The sequence below is a fragment of the Streptomyces sp. NPDC058051 genome (genome assembly GCF_042885475.1).
Lineage (GTDB): Bacteria > Actinomycetota > Actinomycetes > Streptomycetales > Streptomycetaceae > Streptomyces.
In genome coordinates this window covers 44,103-65,329 of sequence record NZ_JBHVRW010000029.1, presented here as the reverse complement: position 1 = coordinate 65,329, position 21,227 = coordinate 44,103, and the positions used below count along the sequence as shown (strand labels likewise).

The following is a 21,227-nucleotide window of genomic DNA, read 5'->3' as shown; positions in this document are numbered from 1 at the left end:
TGGGGAATCCGACGACTGCCCCGGTACGGGGTCGGCCCGTGCCGGGGGCGTGGTCGGTCGCGGTGGGGAAGGTGGTTCCCCGAGGTGCCGGCGGACGCCGTGACGTGGTGCGTGCGGGTCGTGCGGGGTGTGCGTCGCGTCAGCCCTTGACGGCTCCGGCGGACATGCCGGTGACCAGGTGGCGCTGGGCGAAGAGGAAGACCAGGGCCGCGGGTATCGCGATCAGCACGGACGCGGCGGTCATCGGCCCCCACTGGGCGCCGTACTGGTTGACGAAGAGCTGGAGTCCGCCCGCGAGGGTGAGGTTGTCCTCGCCGACCATGAAGGCGGAGGCGTAGGCCACTTCGCCCCACGCGGTGATGAAGGAGTAGAACGCGGTGACGGCGAGGCCGGGCTTGGCGAGCGGCAGGACGAGCCGCCAGAACGTGCCGAACGGGGTGAGGCCGTCCACCTGCCCGGACTCGTCGATCTCGCGCGGGATGGTGTCGAAGAAGCCCTTCATCATCCAGGCGCAGAACGGCACCGAGATGGTGAGGTAGGTGATGACGAGGCCCGCGGGCTGATTCAGCAGCCCCAGACCGGCCATGATGTTGTAGATCGGCACGATGAGGACGGCCACCGGGAACATCTGGGTGACCAGCAGCGTCCACATCAGCCCGCGCTTGCCGGGGAAGCGGAAGCGGCTGACCGCGTAGCCGGTGGAGGCGGAGATGATGACGCCGAGGAGCGTGGTGAGCCCCGCGACGAGCAGGGAGTTGCCGAACCAGGTGAGGAACTTCGTGTTCTGGATCAGGTTCGTGTAGTTCCCGAAGGTCGTCTCTTTGAAGAAGTCCGTGGAGGTCGCGTACGCGGCGGGCTTCAGCGAGGTGAGCAGGACCCACAGCACGGGGAACACGGCGATCACGGACGCGACGATGAGCGTGAGGTGCAGCCCGACGGACGCGATCGGCGAACGCTCGCCGCGCGGCCTGACCTTGCGCGCGGGGCGCCGTGCGGCGGTCGTCGGGGCGGGGGCGGTGGTTGCGGGGGCGGTGGTGCTCACCAGTCGTCTCCCTGTGTGCGCAGGACTCGCCGGTAGACGGCGGCGAAGATCATCAGGAGTACGAGGATCAGCACGCCCCAGGTGGAGGACTGCGCGAAGTCGCGCGGGCTGATCTCGAAGGAGAACTTGTACGCCTGGGTGACCAGGATCTGGGTGGCCTCGCCGGGTCCGCCGCGGGTGAGCAGGAAGATCACCGGGAACATGTTGAAGGTCCAGATGGTGGAGAGCAGGATCACCGTGGTGGAGACCGGCCGCAGACCGGGCAGGGTGATGTGGCGGAACCGCTGCCAGGCGGTGGCGCCGTCCATCTCCGCGGCCTCGTAGTGCTCACTGGGGATCGACTGCAGTCCGCCGAGCAGGGCGACCATCATGAACGGCACACCGAGCCAGACGTTGACGGCGATGACGGAGAACTTCGCCCAGGTGGGGTCGTTCAGCCACGGTATGCCGTCGATGCCGCCGCCGGAGAGGATCTTGTTCAGCAGCCCGCGGTCCTCGTTGTAGAGGAAGCGCCAGGCGAAGACGGAGACGAAGCCGGGAATGGCCCAGGGCAGGATGAGGGCCATCCGGTACGCGGAGCGTCCGGCGATCCTGCGGTTGAGGATGTTGGCGAGGGCCATGCCGAGGCAGAAGGTGATGGCCACGCAGGAGACCGTCCACACCAGGGTCCACCCGAGTGTGCCGAGGAACTGATTGCCGGTGAGTGCGTCGGTGTAGTTGTCCAGGCCCACGAACTTGTACGTGGCGGGCATGTGGTTGACACCGATGGACCGCTCGACGTTGCGCTCGTTGGCATCGGTCATCGACAGGTAGATGCCGCGGACCAGCGGATAGCCGATGATCACGCCGATCACGACGACGACCGGGGCGACCATGGTCCAGGCGTACCAGTGGGTCGACAGAGCCCGCCGCATCCTGCTCGGCGACGGGGAATTGCCAGTACCGCGGCTCCGGCCGCGGGCGATGTCGTCGCCCGCGGCCTTCACCACCGACTGGCTGGTGTGGACAGCCATCAGTCGGCCTGCCTTCCTGTTACTTCCAGCCCTTGAGGAGCTTGCGGTAGGAGTCGCCGGTCGTCTTGACGCCCTTCTCCGGCGTGGTCTGACCGGTCAGCACCTTGGTGTACTCGGTGACGAGCGGAGCGAAGAGGCTGCCGGTCTCCGGGATCCAGGGGCGCTCGACGGCGGTCTCGACGACGGGCTTGAAGAAGCTGACGATCTCGTTGTCGACGACGTCCTGCTTGGCGTAGGCGGAGGTACGCGTCGGCAGGAGACTCAGCTCCTTGGTGACCTGGGCCTGGGTGTCGGCGGAGGTCATGTAGTCGACGAAGGCGTAGGAGGCGTCGAGGTTCTTCGAGCCCGCGTAGACGGCCAGGTTGTGACCGCCCTGCGGGGCGCCCTGCCCGGCGGAACCGGCCGGGACCGGGGCGATGCCCAGGTTGGCCTTGTCCTTGAACTCCTTGCCGGCGTAGGTGTCGGCGACGGCCCACGGGCCGTTGATGATCATGGCGACCTTGCCGTCCTTGAAGGACGCCTGCATGTTCTCCCAGCCGTCCGTGGCGTCGGTCTTGGCGGCACCGGAGTCGACCAGGTCCTTGACGACCTTCATCGCCTTGACACCGGCGGCGTTGTCGATCGTGACGGACTTGGTGCCGGCGTCGACCATGTCGCCGCCCTCGCCGTAGAGGAAGGAGAGGAACCAGTAGGCGTCGTCACCACGCAGGTACATCCCGGTCTTGCCGGTCTTGTCCTTGATCTTCTTGGAGACGGTCTTCAGCTCGTCGACGGTCGTGGGGACCTCGACGCCGGCCTCCTTGAAGATCTTCTTGTTGTAGAAGATGCCCATGGAGTCGATGACCTGCGGCACCGCGTACGTCTTGTCGTTGTACTTGGTGGACGCGGCGGCCTGCTTCAGGAAGTCGTCCGACTTCTGCAGCGCGGAGGTGCCATCGAGCGGGGCCAGGTAGCCGAGGTCCGCGAACTCGGGGGTCCAGGCGACCTCGGAGCGGATGACGTCGGGAGCGCCGGAACCGGCCTGGGCCGCGTTCTTGAACTTGTTCTGGGCGTCACCGAAGGGCACGTTGACGTAATTGACGTGGACCTTCGGGTGCTTCTTGGTGAAGCCCTCGGCGATCTTCTTGAAGACCTTGTCCTCGCTGCCCGCGGTGGAGGTGTCCCACCACGTCACGGTGCCGGAGAGCTCGCCCGAGCTCTTGCTCGTGCCGTCGGACTCGCTGTCGCTGCCGCAGGCGGTCGCCGCAAGCGCCAGTGCCGCGACCAGGGCGGTGGCCGTTATGCCACGTCGCATCTGAACTCCTTCAACTGCCGTACCGCTCCGTCGCGGCGCCGGGTCGACGTGAACGTAACAAGGATGAAAGAACACCGAAAGACTTTGCGGAAGATTTCTGCAAGCTCCGGCGATCGTTACATTCGCGTGTCCTCACGGTTGCCGTCAAGCCTCTTGACGCGAGCCACCGATCCCTGGCAGCGGCAGGCCACAGCCCGCGAAACCGTAGTGCGACCATCTGACCGCGGTCCGCAATCCCGGCCCGCAAGACCTTGCAAGTTGTTGCCGCGAAGCCGTCCCGGACCACTTCACGGGTGCGGCCGTCCGATTCCTGCGGATGGTGGGCAATCCGACATACGCCCGGTACAGTCCACTTCCATGACCGCACGGCTTGCCGATATCGCAAATCAGGCGGGGGTCAGCGAAGCGACGGTCAGCCGCGTACTGAACGGCAAGCCCGGTGTTGCAGCGACCACCCGCGAATCCGTTCTCGCCGCGCTCGACGTCCTCGGCTACGAACGGCCCGTACGGCTGCGCAGGCGCAGCGCGGGACTCGTCGGGCTGATCACGCCGGAGCTGGAGAACCCCATCTTCCCCGCGCTGGCCCAGGTCATCGGTCAGGCGCTGACCCGGCAGGGCTACACCCCGGTGCTGGCGACCCAGACACCCGGCGGCTCCACCGAGGACGAGCTGACCGAGATGCTGGTCGACCGCGGCGTCTCGGGCATCATCTTCGTCTCCGGACTGCACGCCGACACCTCGGCCGATATGCAGCGCTACGAGCAACTGCGGGCCCAGGGAGTCCCGTTCGTCCTGGTGAACGGCTTCTCACCCAAGGTCCAGGCGCCGTTCATCTCGCCGGACGACCGGGCCGCGATGCGGCTCGCGGTGACGCACCTCGTGGCACTGGGCCACCAGCGGATCGGGCTGGCGGTCGGACCCAAGCGGTTCGTGCCGGTCCTGCGCAAGATCGAGGGTTTCCGTTCCACCGTGCAGGAACAGTTGAACGTCACCGCGGACGAGGTCGAGGAGCTGATCCAGCACTCGCTGTTCACCCTGGAGGGCGGGCAGGCCGCGGCGTCGGCGCTCATGGAGCGCGGCTGCACGGCGGTGGTGTGCGCCAGCGACATGATGGCGCTCGGCGCGATCAGGGCCGCCCGCCGAATGTCGTTGGAGGTGCCGCGCGACCTCTCGGTGGTCGGGTTCGACGACTCGCCGCTCATAGCGTTCACCGATCCGCCGCTGACCACGATCCGCCAGCCGGTCACAGCCATGGGCCAGGCGGCCGTGCGCACCCTGCTTGAGGAGATCGGCGGCACACCCGCACCGCACAGCGAGTTCGTCTTCATGCCCGAATTGGTCGTCCGCGGTTCAACGGCCGCAGGTCCTGGGCCCGCTCCGGCGTCCCCCCCGGCAACGGTTTCAGGATCGCACGCCCGCCCCTAGCGCCGCGACCCGAAGGACTCACCGGCCCGCGGCCCCCGGCCACGGCGCCGGGCCGCGGCACCGGCGGTCAGATGTGCGGCGCCAAACCGATCGGAGGATGATCGGGCGGGGGGAACATTTCTGGCAGACTCTGTGCCTATGGGTGAATTGAGCGTGACGTCACAGGAAGGCCGGCCGGAGGCCACCCCGTCACCCATCGTGGACGAGGCGGCCCCCACGGCGAACGCGAGACAGAACGCCGGGTGGCGCGGTGCCGGCCCGGCGGGACTGCGTTCCCTGCGCTCCCGGCGTTCCCCTCGCCGGCCGCGCATCTGGTTCGAAGTCCTGCTGGTGGCGGCCAGTTACTGGGTCTACTCACTGGTGCGCAACGCCGTCCCCGAGCAGAGGACCGAGGCGCTGCGCAATGCCGACCTGATCTGGTCGATCGAGAAGTACCTGGGCATCGCCGTGGAACAGGCGGTCAACCATGCCGCGAACTCCGTGACATGGCTGATCGTGTCGATGAACTACTACTACGCGACACTGCACTTCGTCGTCACCGTCTGTGTACTGGTGTGGCTGTTCCACCGTCACCCCGGCCGTTACGCGGCGGCACGTCTCTCCCTGTTCGCGACCACGGGTGTGGCACTGCTCGGTTACTACCTGTTCCCCCTCGCACCGCCGCGCCTGATGACCGGCGGCCACTTCATCGACACCGTGCTGGTCCATCAGACCTGGGGTTCGATGGCCTCGGGCAACTTCAAGAACATGTCGAACCAGTACGCGGCGATGCCCTCGATGCACATCGGGTGGTCGCTCTGGTGCGGCCTGACCCTCTTCGCGCTGACGTCCGTGCCCTGGGTGCGCGTCCTGAGCCTGCTCTACCCGGCGGTCACGCTGGTGGTGATCGTCTCGACCGCCAATCACTTCTGGCTGGACGCGCTGGGCGGGATGACGTGTCTGGTGTTCGGCTACGCGGTGTCGTACGCCTGGTACGGCTCGCTGCCGCACCATCTGCCGAAGCGGGTGCCGTCACCGCGCGGGAGGCAGCGGCCGGCCGGCCTGTCCGGGGGTGCGCCGATCCGGACACGGCACCCGGCGGCGGACGCGGCGGGCCGCCGCTGAGGGGCGAAGCCGCGGGAGGGTCGCCTGAGGTTCCGCGTCACGGCACCGCGGCGGCGGGGCGGCCACTCACGCCCCGTAGAACCGCTCCTCCATCACCGCACGTGCCCGCCGCGTGATCCGCCGGTAGTCGTCCAGCATGTCCCCGACATGACCGGGCTCGTACCCCAAGTACCTTCCCACCGCGGTGAGTTCACGCGACACCGAGGGAAACGTGTCGGCCGGCCGGCCCCGTACCAGCATCACGGCGTTGCGGACCCGCGTCGCCAGCACCCATGCCTCGTCCAGCGTCTGCGCGTCCTCGACCGGGATCAGCTCCGCCGCGCACGCCGCGGCCAGCGCCTCACGGGTCCTGGTCGTCCGCAGCCCCGGTTCCGCCCAGCCGTGCTGCATCTGGAGCAGCTGGACCGTCCACTCGACATCGCTCAGCCCGCCGCGTCCGAGCTTGGTGTGGAGCGTCGGGTCCGCGCCGCGCGGCATCCGTTCGGACTCCATCCGGGCCTTCAGACGGCGGATCTCACGGACCGCGTCCTCACCGAGGCCCTCCATGGGGTAGCGCAGCGGATCGATCAGATCGACGAACTCACGGCCGAGATCCTCGTCGCCGGCCATCGGCTCGGCGCGCAGCAGTGCCTGGCTCTCCCAGACCAGCGACCAGCGCCGGTAGTAGACCTCGTACGACTTGAGCGAACGCACCAGCGGACCGCTCTTGCCCTCCGGCCGAAGATCGGCGTCGATGACCAAGGGCGGGTCGGCGGTGGGCAGTTGCAGCAGTCTCCGCATCTCGGAGACGACCTGGTTCGCGGCCCGGCCCGCTTCCTGCTCGTCGACGCCCTCGCGTGGTGAGTGGACGAACAGCACATCGGCGTCGGAGCCGTATCCGAGCTCGTGTCCGCCGAATCGGCCCACACCGATGACCGCGAACCTGGTGGGCAGGGTGTCCCCCCACTGTTCGCGTACGACGGCGCGCAGGGCGCCCGCGATCGTGACGGCGTTCAGGTCGGTGACCGCGTTGCCGACCCGGTCGACGAGGGCCCCGGGGTCCTCCTCGGCGGGGCTCTCCTCCGTGCCGTACGAGCCGATGAGGTCCGCGGCCGTGGTCCTGAACAGCTCGCGCCGGCGTACCCCGCGGACCACGGCGACGGCGGACTCGGCGCCCTCCGCGCGCCCCACCGCCGCCAGGACCTCCTGCTCCAGGTGGGCCCGGGTGCGCGGCCTGAGTCCCTGCGGGTCGCCGAGGATCGCCACCGCCTCGGGCGCCCGGAGCAGCAGATCGGGGGCGAGCCGGCCGGCCGAGAGCACCCGGGCGAGGTTCTCCGCGGCCGCGCCCTCGTCCCGCAGCAGCCGCAGGTACCAGGGGGTCTTGCCGAGTGCGTCGGACACCTTGCGGAAACCGAGCAGCCCGGCGTCCGGATCGGCCGAGTCCGCGAACCAGCCGAGCAGGACGGGAAGCAGGGTGCGCTGGATGGCGGCCTTGCGGGACACACCGGACGACAGCGCCTCCAGGTGCCGCAGCGCGGCCGCCGGATCGGCGTATCCGAGGGCTTCGAGCCGGTGCTCGGCCGCCTTCGCGCTGAGCCTGGACTCGCCGGGCGCGAGCTGGGCGACGGCGTCGAGCAGTGGCCGGTAGAACAGCTTCTCGTGCAGCCGCCGCACCACGGAGGCGTGGCGCTTCCATGCCTGGTTGAGCTCGGCGATCGGGTCGGTACGCATGCCGAGGGAGCGTCCGAGCCGCCGCAGATCCGCCTCGTCCTGCGGGACGAGATGGGTGCGGCGCAGCCGGTAGAGCTGGATGCGGTGTTCCATGGCGCGCAGGAAGCGGTACGCGTCGTCCAGTTGCGCGGCGTCCACCCGGCCGACGTAGCCACCCGCGGCGAGCGCCCGCAGGGCGTCGAGGGTGGTGCCGCTGCGCAGGGTGGCGTCGCTGCGGCCGTGCACCAGCTGGAGCAGCTGTACGGCGAATTCGACGTCCCGCAGTCCGCCCGGTCCGAGCTTGATCTCGCGGTCGACGCGGTCGGCGGGGATGTTGTCGACGACACGGCGGCGCATCTTCTGCACGTCCGCGACGAAGTTCTCGCGGTCCGCGGCCTGCCATACGAGCGGCGAGACGGCCTCGACGTACTCCGCGCCGAGCTCGGGGTCGCCGGCCACCGGCCGGGCCTTGAGGAGCGCCTGGAACTCCCAGGTCTTGGCCCAGCGCTGGTAGTACGCGAGGTGCGAGGACAGCGTCCGCACGAGGGGCCCGTTACGGCCCTCGGGGCGGAGGTTGGCGTCGACGGGCCAGATGGTGCCCTCGACCGTGGTGTCGGAGCAGATCCGCATCATGTGCGCGGCCAGCCGGGTGGCGGCCTGCACGGCCGCGCTCTCCTCGTGGCCGTCGACGGGCTCCGCGACGAAGATGACGTCGACGTCGGAGACGTAGTTCAGCTCGTGCCCGCCGCACTTGCCCATCGCGATGACCGCGAGCCGGCACTGGGCGGCGTCGGCGGGCGTGGCCGTACGGGCGATGGCGAGCGCCGCCCGCAGGGTCGCCGTGGCCAGATCGGCCAGTTCGGCGGCGGCCTCGGCGACGTCCGTGGTACCGCACACATCGCGGGCTGCTATGGCCAGCAGGCACCGGCGGTAGGCGACGCGCAGCGAGTCCGGGTCGTCGGCCCCGGCGAGTTCCTGCTCGAACTCGGCCACGCCGGGGTGCAGATCGGTGGCCTCGTAGGTGACGAGCGCATGCCAGTCGCGGGGGTGGCGGGCGAGATGGTCGCCGAGTGCTTCGGACGCCCCGAGCACTCCGAGCAGCCGGTCCCGCAGCGGTTTGGCGGTGACGAGGGTGTCCAGGAGGATCTGCCGCGCGTCCGGTTCCTCGGCCTCCACGAGCCGGACGACTCCCCGCAGGGCCAGATCGGGGTCGGCGGTGGCCCCGAGGGCGTCGAGAAGCACCGGATCGGAGCGTACGGAGGACAGCTCGGGCAGGTCGAGCAACCGCTCGGCGGCGGAGGGATCGGTGAAGCCGTGCCGCAGCAGTCGGGTGAAGGTACTGCTCCTGCGTCCCGGCACCGTCGTCATTCCGCGCTCTCCTGCTCGCCGCCCACACACCTTCCAGCGTTCCGAGCCTAGCCCCGCACCGGGGAATTCGTTGCGGGTGCGGGCCCGTACGTCGGAGGCACGACCGCGCGGAGCGACCCGGCCGGACGGCCCGGGTGTCCGGAACCGACCCCTTCGGGGGCCGGCCGCCTCCTACGGCACCGAGGGCGCGACGGCAGGTCCGTGACCGTCGGCGGACCGGCCAGCCGGCCCAGGTGTGGTCGGACTGACCGAGCACGGACCGCCCGGCCGGCCGGCCGCACGTCGCTCCTCTGATCGGGGCGTACTCGGACGGCGGGCCGCACGTCGCCACGGAGTCACCCGGCGCGAGGCCGGAATCCTGCCGTCCACCCTGACGTGGCGGTGACGGCCGGCGGCAAGCCCCTTTCGGACGAGTGGACGCGGTGGTCGAGCGCCGGACGGACGGCCACGGCCCGAGGCCGGCAGGGTGCCGGGCGGACCGGTCGCGTACAGCCGTCACAGGCCGGGGCCGCAGGGCGCCCTCAGCCTCGGGACGGGGCCGGCGGGCACGGTCTGGTCGCTACGACCACGGTCGCGTACAGCCGTCACAGGCCGGGGCCGCAGGGCGCCCTCAGCCTCGGGACGGGGCCGGCGGGCACGGTCTGGTCGCTATGACCACGGTCGCGTACAGCTCGCCGGAGGTGATGACGCGCGGGATCAGACCGCTGCGGGCGACGACCTCCTCGGCCCGTGCCGCCTGCCGTTCGCTCGTCTCGACCAGCAGATGCCCGCCGGGCGCCAGCCATCGATCGGCCTCGGCGGTGACCCGCCGCAGGACGTCGAGGCCGTCCCTCCCCCCGTCGAGCGCCACGCGCGGCTCGTGGATGCGGGCCTCCGGGGGAAGCAGCTCCACGTCCTTCGTCGGTACGTACGGCACGTTGGCGAGCAGAATCTCCACCCGGCCGCGCAGCGCTCCGGGAAGCGGCTCGAAGAGGTCGCCCTCGTAGACCCGGCCCGCCTCTCCGACGTTGCGGCGTGCGCACCGTACAGCCGCGGGATCGACATCGGCGGCGTGCAGCTCGATCCGGTCCAGCGTCGCGGCGAGCGCGGTACCGAGGGCCCCCGAACCGCAGCAGAGGTCGACGACGACCGTGCCGGGCCCGGCGAGCGCGGCGGCCTGCCGGACCAGGAACTCGGTGCGGCGGCGGGGTACGAAGACGCCGGGATCCACGGCGATCCGGAGGCCGCTGAACTCGGCCCAGCCGAGGACGTGTTCCAGGGGCAGACCGGCGGCCCGGCGTTCGGTCATGGACGCGAGCTCGGCGTGGTCGGCGGCCGTGGAGAGGATCAACTCCGCCTCGTCCTCGGCGAATACGCAACCGGCGGCGCGGAGTGCGGTGACGAGGGAGGCAAGGGTGAGCGGTGAAGCGGAAACCGGCATGAAGCGGAGCCTTTCGGGAAAGCCGATGGGCGCTCCGCAGCCGATTATGTCGGGTCGACCACGCGATCGTGCGGGATGAGCACCCAGCCTGACACAGCGTTGATGGGGCTCACCTCCTCGGTCGGTCCCGTATGGGGGACAGTCACATTACCTGACGCGTGCCCCGGCGTCTGCCGCACGCCGACGGGGAGTCATCTGCGGCGCCCGCCACCGCCGTCGAGGAACCGGTTGCGGACCGCCGCCGAGGTGTTGTTCGCGCGGGTGTGCCGGATCGTTTCGAGAGCCTGCCGCTCGACCTCCAGGCCGTCGAAGTTCTCGGTCCCGCGCCGCGCCCTCAGATGCAGCTTCACCACGAGCGCGACGGTCAGCGTCAGCAATCCGCCGAGCAGCACGAAAACCCCTGTCATGGAACTCCCCCGTCCGCGACGACCAGGCACTGTGCGGATTGTCCCCCGAGAACCCGTTCCGACGCGAGCGCTTGAACCACCGCACGGAATTCACCGGGCTCGGGCCGGCCGGAACGGGCTGTGCCCCGCGCTGTCGGGCGCGGGGCACAGGGAGGGACGCGGGGCCTGCTACAGGTCCACGCTGTCGCGCAGCTTCGTCGGCGTCAGGAACAGGGAGGCGATCACTCCGATCACCGCGATGCCCGCCGAGATCAGGAAGATGGTGCCGGTCGCGTCGCCGTACGCGGAGCGCACCACTTCCTGGATCTGCGGCGGCATCGCGGCGATGTTCAGGGTGGATCCGCCCGAGGAGGAGGCCGCCGGGTCGACACCGAGCTTCTCCAGGCCGTGGGTGATCTTCGTCGCGACCTGATTGGCGAGCACCGCCCCCAGCACCGAGACACCGATCGTGCCGCCGAGCGAGCGGAAGAAGGTGATCGCACCGCTGGCCGCGCCGATTTCACCGAGCGGGACGGTGTTCTGGAGGACCAGGACCAGGTTCTGCATCGACATGCCGACACCCACGCCGACGGCGAGCATGCCGATCGAGACGAAGACCAGCGACGTCTCGTGGTCGATGGTGGACAGCGCCAGGAAGCCCAGGGTGAGGACGATGACACCGGTGATGATGTACGGCTTCACCTTGCCGGTCTTGGAGACCAGGCGTCCGGCGACGGTGGAGGAGATCAGCACACCGACCATCAGCGGGATGGTGAGGAGTCCGGCCTCGGTCGGTGAGTAGCCGCGGCCGATCTGGAAGTACTGGCCGAGGAAGACCGCGCCGCCGAACATCGCCATGCCGACCGCGAGGCTCGCGACGATGGCGAGTGCGGGATCGCGGCGGCGCACGACGTGGAGCGGAACGACCGGCTCCTTGACCCGGTTCTCGACCACGACGGCCGCGATCAGGATCAGGGCGCTGGCGCCGACCATGACGAGGGTCTGCCAGGACACCCAGTCGAAGTCGTTGCCGACGAACGTGACCCAGAGCAGCAGGAGGCTGACGCCGCCGGCGATCAGGGCGGCTCCGAAATAGTCGACCTTCGTCTCGGGGCGGCGGACCTCGGTGAGGTGCAGGGTGCGGGTGAGCATCACGAAGGCGATCAGCGTGAACGGTACGGCGACGAAGAAGCACCAGCGCCAGCCGAGCCACGACGTGTCGGTGATGAAGCCGCCCAGCAGCGGACCGCCGACGGTGGCGACGGCCAGGACGCCGCCCAGGTATCCGTTGTACCGGCCGCGCTCCTTGGGGCTGACCATCGCGGCGATGATGACCTGGACGAGCACCTGCAGAGCGCCCATGCCGAGGCCCTGAACGGCACGGAAGGCGATCAACTGACCGGTGGACTGGGCGAATCCACAGGCCAGCGACGCGATCACGAAGATGCCGATGGATATCTGGAGCAGCAGCTTCTTGCTGAACAGGTCGGCGAGCTTGCCCCAGATGGGAGTGGAGGCCGTGGAGGCCAGCAGGGACGCGGTGACGACCCAGGTGTACTGCGACTGAGTGCCGTTGAGCGAGCCGATGATCTTCGGCAGCGCCACGGAGACCACCGTGGTGCTGATCATGGCCACGAACAACACGATCAGCAGCCCGCTCAGCGCCCGCAGCACGTGACGGTGATCCATCGGCGCCGCTTCGGTCGGCGCAGCCGTTTGTGCGCTCACGCGCAACCTCCGGAAGGTTCGAACAGGGGTTCAGGAAAGTTGACTTCACCTTACATGCTCATTGAGCAATTTTTCCCAACGTGCAATTATTCCCGGCCTGGAGATAATGAACCCATGGAGAGCTCTGTGGGACTGCGGGAACGCAAGAAGGAAGCCACCAGGCAGGCTGTGCACAAGGCGACCTTGCGGCTCACCATCGAGCACGGCTTCGACCACGTCACGGTGGAGGCCGTCGCGGACGAGGCCGGGATCTCCCGCAGAACGTTCTCCAACTACTTCACGGGCAAGGAGGACGCCCTCCTGTACGGGGAGGAGCAGCAGATCAGGGAACTCGTCCGCACCGTCCGCGAACGGCCCGCCGAGGAGACCGCGTGGGAGGCCCTGCGGGCGGCCATGACGCAGTTCGCCCAACGGGTTTCACCACCGGAGCGCGCATGGGCCCTGCGGACCCGGCTGGCGATGCGTCACCCTTCGCTGCTCGCCCGTCAGCTCGCCAACCACGCCGCCCTGGAACGGGACCTGGCCGACGCCGTGGCGCCCCGCCGGGGTCCGTCGGACGGGCCGGTCCGCCCCCTGGTCCTGGCCGCGGCGTTCCTCTCGTCGCTGCGGATCGCCATGCGCATGTGGATCGAGGAGGGCATGGCCCGGGAGCCCGCCGACGTGATCGACGAGATCCTGGACGAGATGGCCTGCCGGTTCGACTGAGCCCGACACATCGCGCAACGGCCGGAGGAAGAGACCACCGAAGAGCGGAAGAGACCGCCGAAGAGCCGCACGCCGACCTCGGGCGGGGACGGCCGCGGAAAGCCGGCACACCGACCTCGGGCGGGAACGGTCGCAGAAAGCCGGCACGCCGATTGGACGGGAACGGCCCGGAAAGCCGGCACACCGACCGCCGGGGGAAAATCGCCAGGGCGTCGAGCCGTCCGACCGCGGAGCAGCGCTCACGGGCCTGCCGGAAACCGTCCAGCACGCTCGCCGGACTGCGGGCCGGAGGCACGCCGCCCCCGGCCCGGATCGCACGAGGTCGCCGCGAGCGGCCGACCTCGTGTCACAGCACCGGCAGCAGCGCCTTCAGCTCGAAGGCCGTGACCTCGCTGCGGTACTCCTCCCACTCCTGCTTCTTGTTCCGGAGGAAGAAGTCGAAGACGTGCTCGCCGAGCGTCTCGGCGAGCAGTTCGCTCTTCTCCATCAGCGAGATCGCCTCGCCCAGGTTCTGCGGCAGCGGCTCGATGCCCATCGCACGGCGCTCGGCGTCGGACAGTGCCCAGACGTCGTCGTCGGCTCCGGCCGGGAGTTCGTACCCCTCCTCTATGCCCTTGAGGCCCGCGGCGAGCAGCACCGCGTACGCCAGGTAGGGGTTGGCTCCGGAGTCGATGGAGCGGACCTCGACGCGGGCGGAGCCGGTCTTGCCGGGCTTGTACATCGGGACGCGGATGAGCGCGGAGCGGTTGTTGTGGCCCCAGCAGATGTACGAAGGGGCCTCGCCGCCGGCGCCCGCGGCACGGGTGGAGCCGCCCCAGATGCGCTTGTAGGAGTTGACCCACTGGTTCGTCACGGCGGAGATCTCCGCGGCGTGGGTGAGCAGGCCGGCGATGAAGGAGCGGCCGACCTTGGACAGCTGGTACTCGGCACCCGACTCGTAGAAGGCGTTGCGGTCGCCCTCGAAGAGGGAGAGGTGGGTGTGCATGCCCGAGCCGGGGTACTCGGAGAACGGCTTCGGCATGAACGTCGCCTGCACGCCCTGCTCCAGCGCGACCTGCTTCATCACCAGCCGGAAGGTCATGATGTTGTCGGCCGTGGAGAGGGCGTCCGCATACCGCAGGTCGATCTCCTGCTGGCCGGGGGCGCCCTCGTGGTGGCTGAACTCGACCGAGATGCCCATGGATTCGAGCATGGTGATCGCCTGACGGCGGAAGTCCATGCCGACGTTCTGCGGGGTGTGGTCGAAGTAGCCGGAGTTGTCGGCGGGGGTGGGGCGACTGCCGTCGACCGGCTTGTCCTTCAGCAGGAAGAACTCGATCTCCGGGTGGGTGTAGAAGGTGAAGCCCAGGTCGGAGGTCTTGGCGAGGATGCGCTTGAGGACGAAGCGCGGGTCCGCGAAGGACGGCGAACCGTCGGGCATCAGGATGTCGCAGAACATCCGGGCCGTGCCGGGGGCCTCCGCGCGCCACGGCAGGATCTGGAACGTTCCCGGGTCCGGCTTGGCGATCATGTCGGACTCGTACACCCGGGCGAAGCCCTCGATGGCCGAGCCGTCGAAGCCGATGCCCTCGTCGAACGCCTGCTCCAGCTCGGCGGGCGCGACGGCAACGGACTTGAGGTAGCCGAGGACATCGGTGAACCACAGCCGCACGAAGCGGATGTCGCGCTCCTCCAGCGTCCTGAGGACGAATTCCTGCTGCTTGTCCATAGCCACATCCTTGCAGTTCAGACGGTCCGTGCACCACCGCCCGGGGTAGGGGAGAAGCTCCAGTATCACGACCCGGGATTTCACCCAGATTACGCACACGACGTGAGATGAAGCACCCGGCCACCCACTACGATCGGCGCCCATGGTGCGCACGGGGCGAAGCGGCCTCGCGACTGCCCGGTACGCACCGGTTTCACCCCCCTGCTTCTCGTCCCTGCCCACCCCCTCGCAGAAGGACCTGACGACATGAGCTTCGACCGCAGGACCCGTATAGAGCAGATGCGCAACGCCGACCGCACGCGGGACCGCCGCAACCGTGTCCTGGCCATAAGCCTGAGCGTCCTCGTCGTCGCGGGCCTGGTCGGTTTCGGCTCGTACCTGGTGCTGGACAAGTCCGAGGCGTCGGAGAAGAAGCAGGCCGCCCGGGCGGAGGACCAGAAGGCGTCCGCGGAGGAGCAGAAGGAGCTCGCCGCCGAGTCGATCGAGGGGCTGAAGACGTGGGACGCGAAGAAGCTCACCCGCAACCACGTCGACGAGACCGTCACCTACCCGATGAAGCCCCCGGTGGGCGGTGACCACAACCCCGTATGGATGAACTGCGACGGCGAGGTATACAAAAAGGCGATCCGTGATGTGAACGCCGTGCACTCACTGGAACACGGATCGGTGTGGGTGACGTACACGGACAAGGCGTCGGACGCCGACGTGGCGAAGCTCGCCGAGCGGGTCGGCAGGACGCCGTACACGCTGATGAGCCCGTACGAGGACCAGGCCGGGACGATCATGCTGAGTGCCTGGGGCAATCAGGTGACGGTGGACAGCGCCGACGACCGGCGGGTCGACCAGTTCTTCGCCAAGTTCGTCCAGGGGGCGCAGACACCCGAGCCCGGTGCGGCGTGCACGGGCGGACTGGGGGCCCCGTGACCGCTGTGGGACGTGGTCGGCGCGCCCGGTGGGCGGCGGGCTCCGCCGTCGTGGTCGCACTGCTGTTCGCGGGGGCGGCGACGGTCGCCTCCGCACGGGACGACGGGGCGGACCACGCCGCCGCCCCCGCTCCCCGCACGCCCGCGGTGGACTCGGCGGACGCCGGTTTCGCCCGCGACATGGCGGTCCACCACCAGCAGGCGGTGGAGATGTCCTTCATCGTGCGCGACCGCACGGGGGACGAGGAGGTTCGCCGTCTCGCGTACGACATCGCCAACACCCAGGCCAACCAGCGCGGCATGATGCTCGGCTGGCTGGATCTGTGGGAGCTGCCGAAGGCCGCCGCGGGGCAGGAGCCCATGGCGTGGATGGCGACCGGTCACGAGGGGCACACCAAGAACGGCACAGACGGCACAGACGGCATGGACGGCATGGACGGCATGGACGACATGGACGGCATGGACGGGATGGCGGGCACGGGGACCGGGTACCGGCCCCATGACGGTTCCCTCATGCCCGGCATGGCCACCAGGACCGAGCTGGACCGGCTCCGCGGCGCGAGCGGCAAGAAGGCCGAGGTCCTGTATCTCCAGCTGATGACCGACCACCACAAGGGCGGCATCGACATGGCCCGCGGCTGCGCACGACTGTGCACGGTGAAGGTGGAGAAGCGGCTGGCCCAGGGAATGGTCGAGGCCCAGCAGTCCGAGCTGGACGTGATGGCCCGCATGCTGGCCGCGCGGGGCGCGAAGCCCCGGCCCTGAAAGATTCCCTCCGCGCCACATATGCACCCGAACGGGTGATAGCGGTCGCGTACCCCGAACGGGCCCATGACGATGGGTTCGCTCGGGGTCGAACAGCATGCCCGACGGCACGCAGGAGGAATCCCTCATGACCACCGCCAAGGACATCATGCACACCGGGGCCACATGGATCCCCGCGCACGAGACACTCGACCGCGCCGCGCAGCTGATGCGCGACCACAAGGTGGGCGCACTGCCCATCTCGGCCCACGGCGAAGAGGACCGGATGATCGGCATCCTCACGGACCGCGACATCGTGGTCGGCTGTGTGGCGATGGGCCACGACCCGTCGAGGATGACCGCGGGCGACCTCGCCCACGGCACCCCTCGCTGGATCGAGTCGAACGCGGAAGTGGAGAGCGTTCTGGAGGAGATGCAGACCCATCGGATCCGCCGGCTCCCGGTGGTCGAGAACAAGAAACTGATCGGCATGATCAGCGAGGCCGATCTGGCACAACACCTCTCCGACGAGCAACTCGCCGCCTGGGTGGAGAAGGTCTACGCCCCCAGCTGACCCGCTCACGGACACGCTCCGAAGGCCCGGCACCCCTTGGCCACGAGAGGTGCCGGGCCGCCGCACATCCACCCATCGGGCCCTCCCCCGTTGTGGCGATACGTTTCCGCGCGCGGCACATACGGAGCGGGGGTAGGGTGCGAACATGACTCTGAGTGGATGCGTGGCATACGGACAGTTGCCTCCGTCCGTTGTGCTGCCCGCAGGATCCACTCGCCTCCTCGGGGGTGTCGTGCAGCGGGTGCGGTCGGCCGCGCGGCCGGTCCGGGCCCGTCTCGCCCCGTTGTCGGAGTTCCGCATAGGGAAGGGGTGCCTGCCCCTTCCCCAGCGGCCCGAACACCGACAACACCCCGAGGTGCCCCGCCATGCGTACTCCACCCACCCGACGTGCCGTGCTCGGCGCCGCTGTCGCCACTGCCGGAACGGCGGTCCTGGCCTCCTGCTCCGGTGAAGCCGACACGGGCCGCAGCGGTACGAAGTCCGGCGGCCCGAACGCCGGCGGCACGAGCCACGGCGGTGCGAACCACGGGGCCGCCCCCCGCGGGAAGGCCCAGGGCGAGTACGTCTCCCCGGACGGGGAGGAGGTCGCCGCGGCCGAGGCCCGGCGGGTCTCCGGCCCCGTGCACAAGGTCGACCTCATCGCGACCCCGTCACGCCTCGATCTGGGCGGCGGCCTCGTCGTCAGCTCCTGGGCGTACGACGCCCGGCTGCCCGGCAAGGAACTCCGGGTCAAGGTCGGCGACACCCTGGCGCTCACCCTCGCCAACCACCTTCCGACGACCACCAGCCTGCACTGGCACGGGCTCAATGTGCGCAACAACATGGACGGCGTACCCGACCTGACCCAGGCGCCCATCAAGCAGGGCGCGGCATACGCGTACCGCTTCAAGGTGCCGCATCCGGGAACGTACTGGTTCCATCCGCACACAGGTGTCCAGCAGGACCGCGGCCTGTACGCGCCGCTGATCGTCGACGACCCCAAGGAGCCCCTGAAGTACGACAAGGAGTGGGTCGTCGTCCTCGACGACTGGGTCGACGGGGTGGACGGCTCCACACCGGACGGGGTGCTCAACCAGCTCAGCGGGGGCAGGGGCGGCATGAACCACGGCGGGTCGGGACACGGCGGCGGGAACGGCGCGGACGGCGGGAGCGATGCGGGCCACGCCGGGCACGGGGGCTCCCCCGGGTCCGCCCAGGGCCGCTCCGGTCCCTCGCGGATGGCGAAGGATTCCTTCAGCGAACTGCTCGACAGCCACGGGGGCGATGTCGCCTACCCGTACTACCTGATCAACGGCCGCGTCCCGACGGACCCCACCTCCTTCGCCGCCAGGCCCGGCGACCGGATCCGGCTGCGCATCATCAACGCGGGCGGCGACACCGCGTTCCGTGTCGCGCTCGGCGGCCACCGGATGACGATCACCCACACCGACGGCTACCCGGTCCGCCACACCCCGACGGACGCCCTGCTGCTGGGCATGGGCGAGCGGTACGACGTGCTGGTCACCGCCGGGGACGGGGTGTTCCCGCTGACCGCGCTCGCCGAGGGCAAGAAGGCGTCGGCGCTGGCCCTCCTGCGCACCGGACAGGGCGCGGCACCCTCGTCCTCCGTACGGCCGAAGGAGCTGGACGGGGAGCTGGTGCAGGCGCACGACCTGTCACCGGACGAATCCGTGGCGCTGTCCGTCCGCGAGCCCGACCGGACGCTGCGGTTCAGGATGACCGGCGACATGGGCGCCTACAACTGGGCCTTCGACCACAAGCCCTACGACCCGCGGCAACGCCATCCGGCCAGGGAGGGCGAGCGGGTCCGGATGGAGTTCTACAACGTCACGGAGATGTGGCACCCCATCCATCTGCACGGCCACTCGTTCGGGGTGGTGGGCGCGGCGGGGCCGAGTCGCAAGGCCTCCCACCGGGGCCAGTCGGCCTGGGCGCGCAAGGACACCGCGATCATCCGGCCGAACAGCTCGCTGGCCGTGGAGTTCGACGCGGACAACCCGGGCCTGTGGATGCTCCACTGCCACAACATCTACCACTCGGACGTGGGCATGATGACGGTTCTCGGCTATCTCCGCTGAGCCGTTCCGGCGGGCGGCGCGGCGAACACGCGAGCCGTAACCGGCGGGCGGCGCGGCAATCACGCGAGCCGTTCCCAGCGGGCGGCGCGGCAATCACGTGAGCCGTTCCCGGTGGTGGGGCGCGGCAATCACGCGGCCCGCCAGGACATCGCGTCAGTCAGACGATTACACTGGTGCGCGTGCCTCAACTACGCCTCGCACTGAATCAGATCGACTCGACCGTCGGTGACCTCTCCGGCAACGCCGAGGCGATCGTCCACTGGACCCGGCACTCCGCCGAACAGGGCGCCCATCTGGTGGCGTTCCCCGAGATGATGCTGACCGGCTACCCCGTCGAGGACCTGGCCCTGCGGTCGTCCTTCGTCGAGGCCTCGCGTCAGGCGCTGCGCGCGCTCGCCGCCCGCCTCGACGCGGAGGGCTTCGGGGAGCTGCCGGTCGTCGTCGGCTACCTCGACCGCTCCGAGACGGCCCAGCCGCGCTACGGGCAGCCCGCCGGCGCCCCGCGGAACGCCGGCGCGGTGCTGCACCGCGGGCAGGTCGCGCTGACCTTCGCCAAGCACCACCTCCCCAACTACGGCGTCTTCGACGAGTTCCGTTACTTCGTACCGGGCGACTCGATGCCGGTCGTACGGATCCACGGCGTCGATGTGGCGCTCGCGATCTGCGAGGACCTCTGGCAGGACGGCGGCCGGGTGCCGGCCGCGCGGGCCGCCGGTGCCGGACTGCTGTTGTCGATCAACGCCTCGCCCTACGAGCGGGACAAGGACGACACCCGGCTGGAACTGGTCCGCAAGCGGGCCCAGGAGGCCGGCTGCACCACCGCGTACCTGGCCATGATCGGCGGCCAGGACGAGCTGGTCTTCGACGGTGACTCGATCGTCGTCGACCGGAACGGCGATGTGATCGCCCGCGCCCCGCAGTTCGCCGAAGGCTGTGTCGTGCTCGACCTGGACCTGCCGGCCGCCGCGGCCGACGCCCCCTCCGGTGTGGTGAACGACGGACTGCGCATCGAGCGCGTGGTGCTCTCCGAGGAACCTCTCCCGGCGTACGAGACGGAGCTGACCGGCGGTTACGCGGAGCGGCTCGACGACGACGAGGAGCTGTACTCGGCGCTGGTCGTGGGCCTGCGCGCGTACGCCGCGAAGAACGGCTTCGGCAGTGTGCTGATCGGGCTCTCCGGCGGGATCGACTCGGCGCTGGTCGCGGCCATCGCCTGCGACGCGCTGGGCGCGCAGAACGTGTACGGCATCTCGATGCCGTCGAAGTACTCCTCGGACCACTCCAAGGGCGACGCGGCCGAGCTGGCCCGCCGTACCGGGCTGAACTTCCGCACCGTGCCGATCGAGCCGATGTTCGACGCGTACATGGGCTCGCTGGGGCTCGTCGGCCTCGCCGAGGAGAACCTCCAGTCCCGGCTGCGCGGCACGATGCTGATGGCCGTCTCCAACCAGGAGGGTCAGATCGTCCTCGCCCCCGGCAACAAGTCCGAGTTGGCGGTCGGCTACTCCACGCTGTACGGCGACTCGGTCGGGGCGTACGGCCCGATCAAGGACGTCTACAAGACGTCGGTCTTCCGCCTCGCGAAGTGGCGCAACCGCGCCGCCGAGGAGCGCGGGCAGACCCCGCCGATCCCGGAGGCGTCCATCACCAAGCCGCCGAGCGCCGAGCTGCGCCCGGGACAGGTCGACACGGACTCGCTGCCCGATTACGACGTGCTGGACCGGATCCTGGAGCTGTACGTGGACCGGGACCAGGGTCTGGACGAGATCGTCGCGGCCGGCTTCGACGAGGCGCTGGTGGCGAAGACGCTGCGGATGGTGGACACGGCGGAGTACAAGCGACGGCAGTATCCGCCGGGCACGAAGATCTCTCCGAAGGGCTTCGGCAAGGACCGGCGGCTGCCGATCACCAACCGGTGGCGCGAGTCGGTGTGAGCGGTGGATCACCGGGCCACCGGTGATCGTTCTGTCCTCCGCCTCCGGGCGGGCTTGATATCAGGCCCGCCCGGAGACGGAGGGACGCGTAC

16 protein-coding genes are annotated in these 21,227 nt (G+C 69.6%); 8 read left to right on the top strand and 8 right to left on the bottom strand.

The genetic code is table 11. The features are described 5' to 3' along the window. Nucleotides 1–139 precede the first annotated feature (139 nt). From ACFVUT_RS32120 to ACFVUT_RS32110, 3 genes are read right to left on the bottom strand one after another with little or no spacing between them, the layout of a single operon-like run. On the bottom strand, nucleotides 140–1,042 hold the full coding sequence (locus ACFVUT_RS32120; RefSeq protein ID WP_389657150.1) for a sugar ABC transporter permease: 903 nt from the start codon (nucleotides 1,040–1,042) through the stop codon (nucleotides 140–142). Continuing rightward, complete coding sequence (locus ACFVUT_RS32115) at nucleotides 1,039–2,055, bottom strand: carbohydrate ABC transporter permease (protein WP_389657147.1); 1,017 nt, start codon at nucleotides 2,053–2,055, stop codon at nucleotides 1,039–1,041. The genes ACFVUT_RS32120 and ACFVUT_RS32115 overlap by 4 nt, the downstream gene beginning before the upstream one ends. 19 nt (nucleotides 2,056–2,074) lie before the next feature. Further along, nucleotides 2,075–3,349, bottom strand: coding sequence for an extracellular solute-binding protein (locus tag ACFVUT_RS32110; protein ID WP_389657144.1), 1,275 nt, complete (start codon nucleotides 3,347–3,349; stop codon nucleotides 2,075–2,077). 357 nt (nucleotides 3,350–3,706) lie between these two features. Between ACFVUT_RS32110 and ACFVUT_RS32105 the strand changes: the two genes are divergently transcribed. Beyond that, a complete protein-coding gene (locus tag ACFVUT_RS32105; protein ID WP_389657141.1) occupies nucleotides 3,707–4,774 on the top strand; it encodes a LacI family DNA-binding transcriptional regulator in 1,068 nt (355 codons plus the stop codon). 138 nt (nucleotides 4,775–4,912) lie between these two features. Further along, nucleotides 4,913–5,878: a phosphatase PAP2 family protein gene (locus ACFVUT_RS32100; protein ID WP_389657138.1), complete on the top strand. Its 966-nt coding sequence runs from the start codon at nucleotides 4,913–4,915 to the stop codon at nucleotides 5,876–5,878. A gap of 66 nt (nucleotides 5,879–5,944) precedes the next feature. On the opposite strand, the gene ACFVUT_RS32095 is transcribed toward ACFVUT_RS32100, so the two are convergent. The 4 genes from ACFVUT_RS32095 to ACFVUT_RS32080 all read right to left on the bottom strand — a co-directional run bounded on the left by ACFVUT_RS32095 (nucleotide 5,945) and on the right by ACFVUT_RS32080 (nucleotide 12,430). Beyond that, entirely contained in the window at nucleotides 5,945–8,935 is a 2,991-nt protein-coding gene (locus ACFVUT_RS32095; protein ID WP_389657134.1) for a bifunctional [glutamine synthetase] adenylyltransferase/[glutamine synthetase]-adenylyl-L-tyrosine phosphorylase, read from the bottom strand. Nucleotides 8,936–9,545: 610 nt separating this feature from the next. Beyond that, a complete protein-coding gene (locus tag ACFVUT_RS32090; RefSeq protein WP_389657131.1) occupies nucleotides 9,546–10,355 on the bottom strand; it encodes a putative protein N(5)-glutamine methyltransferase in 810 nt (269 codons plus the stop codon). Between the two features lie 191 nt (nucleotides 10,356–10,546). Further along, nucleotides 10,547–10,762, bottom strand: coding sequence for a hypothetical protein (locus ACFVUT_RS32085; RefSeq protein ID WP_389657128.1), 216 nt, complete (start codon nucleotides 10,760–10,762; stop codon nucleotides 10,547–10,549). Nucleotides 10,763–10,930: 168 nt separating this feature from the next. Continuing rightward, nucleotides 10,931–12,430 (bottom strand): MDR family MFS transporter, encoded by a 1,500-nt coding sequence (locus tag ACFVUT_RS32080; protein WP_389657232.1) that lies wholly within the window; start codon nucleotides 12,428–12,430, stop codon nucleotides 10,931–10,933. A 153-nt stretch (nucleotides 12,431–12,583) separates the two neighbouring features. Between ACFVUT_RS32080 and ACFVUT_RS32075 the strand changes: the two genes are divergently transcribed. Next, nucleotides 12,584–13,174: a TetR family transcriptional regulator gene (locus ACFVUT_RS32075; protein ID WP_389657125.1), complete on the top strand. Its 591-nt coding sequence runs from the start codon at nucleotides 12,584–12,586 to the stop codon at nucleotides 13,172–13,174. A gap of 346 nt (nucleotides 13,175–13,520) precedes the next feature. Here the strand turns inward: ACFVUT_RS32075 and glnA are convergent, their stop codons facing one another. Further along, on the bottom strand, nucleotides 13,521–14,882 hold the full coding sequence (gene glnA / locus ACFVUT_RS32070; protein ID WP_389657122.1) for a type I glutamate--ammonia ligase: 1,362 nt from the start codon (nucleotides 14,880–14,882) through the stop codon (nucleotides 13,521–13,523). 246 nt (nucleotides 14,883–15,128) lie between these two features. On the opposite strand from glnA, the gene ACFVUT_RS32065 reads away from it, so the two are divergent. The 5 genes from ACFVUT_RS32065 to ACFVUT_RS32045 all read left to right on the top strand — a co-directional run bounded on the left by ACFVUT_RS32065 (nucleotide 15,129) and on the right by ACFVUT_RS32045 (nucleotide 21,135). Then, complete coding sequence (locus ACFVUT_RS32065; protein ID WP_389657119.1) at nucleotides 15,129–15,806, top strand: DUF3105 domain-containing protein; 678 nt, start codon at nucleotides 15,129–15,131, stop codon at nucleotides 15,804–15,806. Beyond that, nucleotides 15,803–16,570: a DUF305 domain-containing protein gene (locus ACFVUT_RS32060; protein WP_389657116.1), complete on the top strand. Its 768-nt coding sequence runs from the start codon at nucleotides 15,803–15,805 to the stop codon at nucleotides 16,568–16,570. Before ACFVUT_RS32065 ends, ACFVUT_RS32060 begins: the two co-directional genes overlap by 4 nt. A 127-nt stretch (nucleotides 16,571–16,697) precedes the next feature. Next, a complete protein-coding gene (locus tag ACFVUT_RS32055; RefSeq protein ID WP_389657113.1) occupies nucleotides 16,698–17,123 on the top strand; it encodes a CBS domain-containing protein in 426 nt (141 codons plus the stop codon). Between the two features lie 365 nt (nucleotides 17,124–17,488). Beyond that, complete coding sequence (locus ACFVUT_RS32050) at nucleotides 17,489–19,201, top strand: multicopper oxidase family protein (protein ID WP_389657109.1); 1,713 nt, start codon at nucleotides 17,489–17,491, stop codon at nucleotides 19,199–19,201. A 179-nt stretch (nucleotides 19,202–19,380) separates the two neighbouring features. Continuing rightward, on the top strand, nucleotides 19,381–21,135 hold the full coding sequence (locus tag ACFVUT_RS32045) for an NAD+ synthase (RefSeq protein WP_389657106.1): 1,755 nt from the start codon (nucleotides 19,381–19,383) through the stop codon (nucleotides 21,133–21,135). The last annotated feature ends 92 nt before the right edge of the window (nucleotides 21,136–21,227 follow it).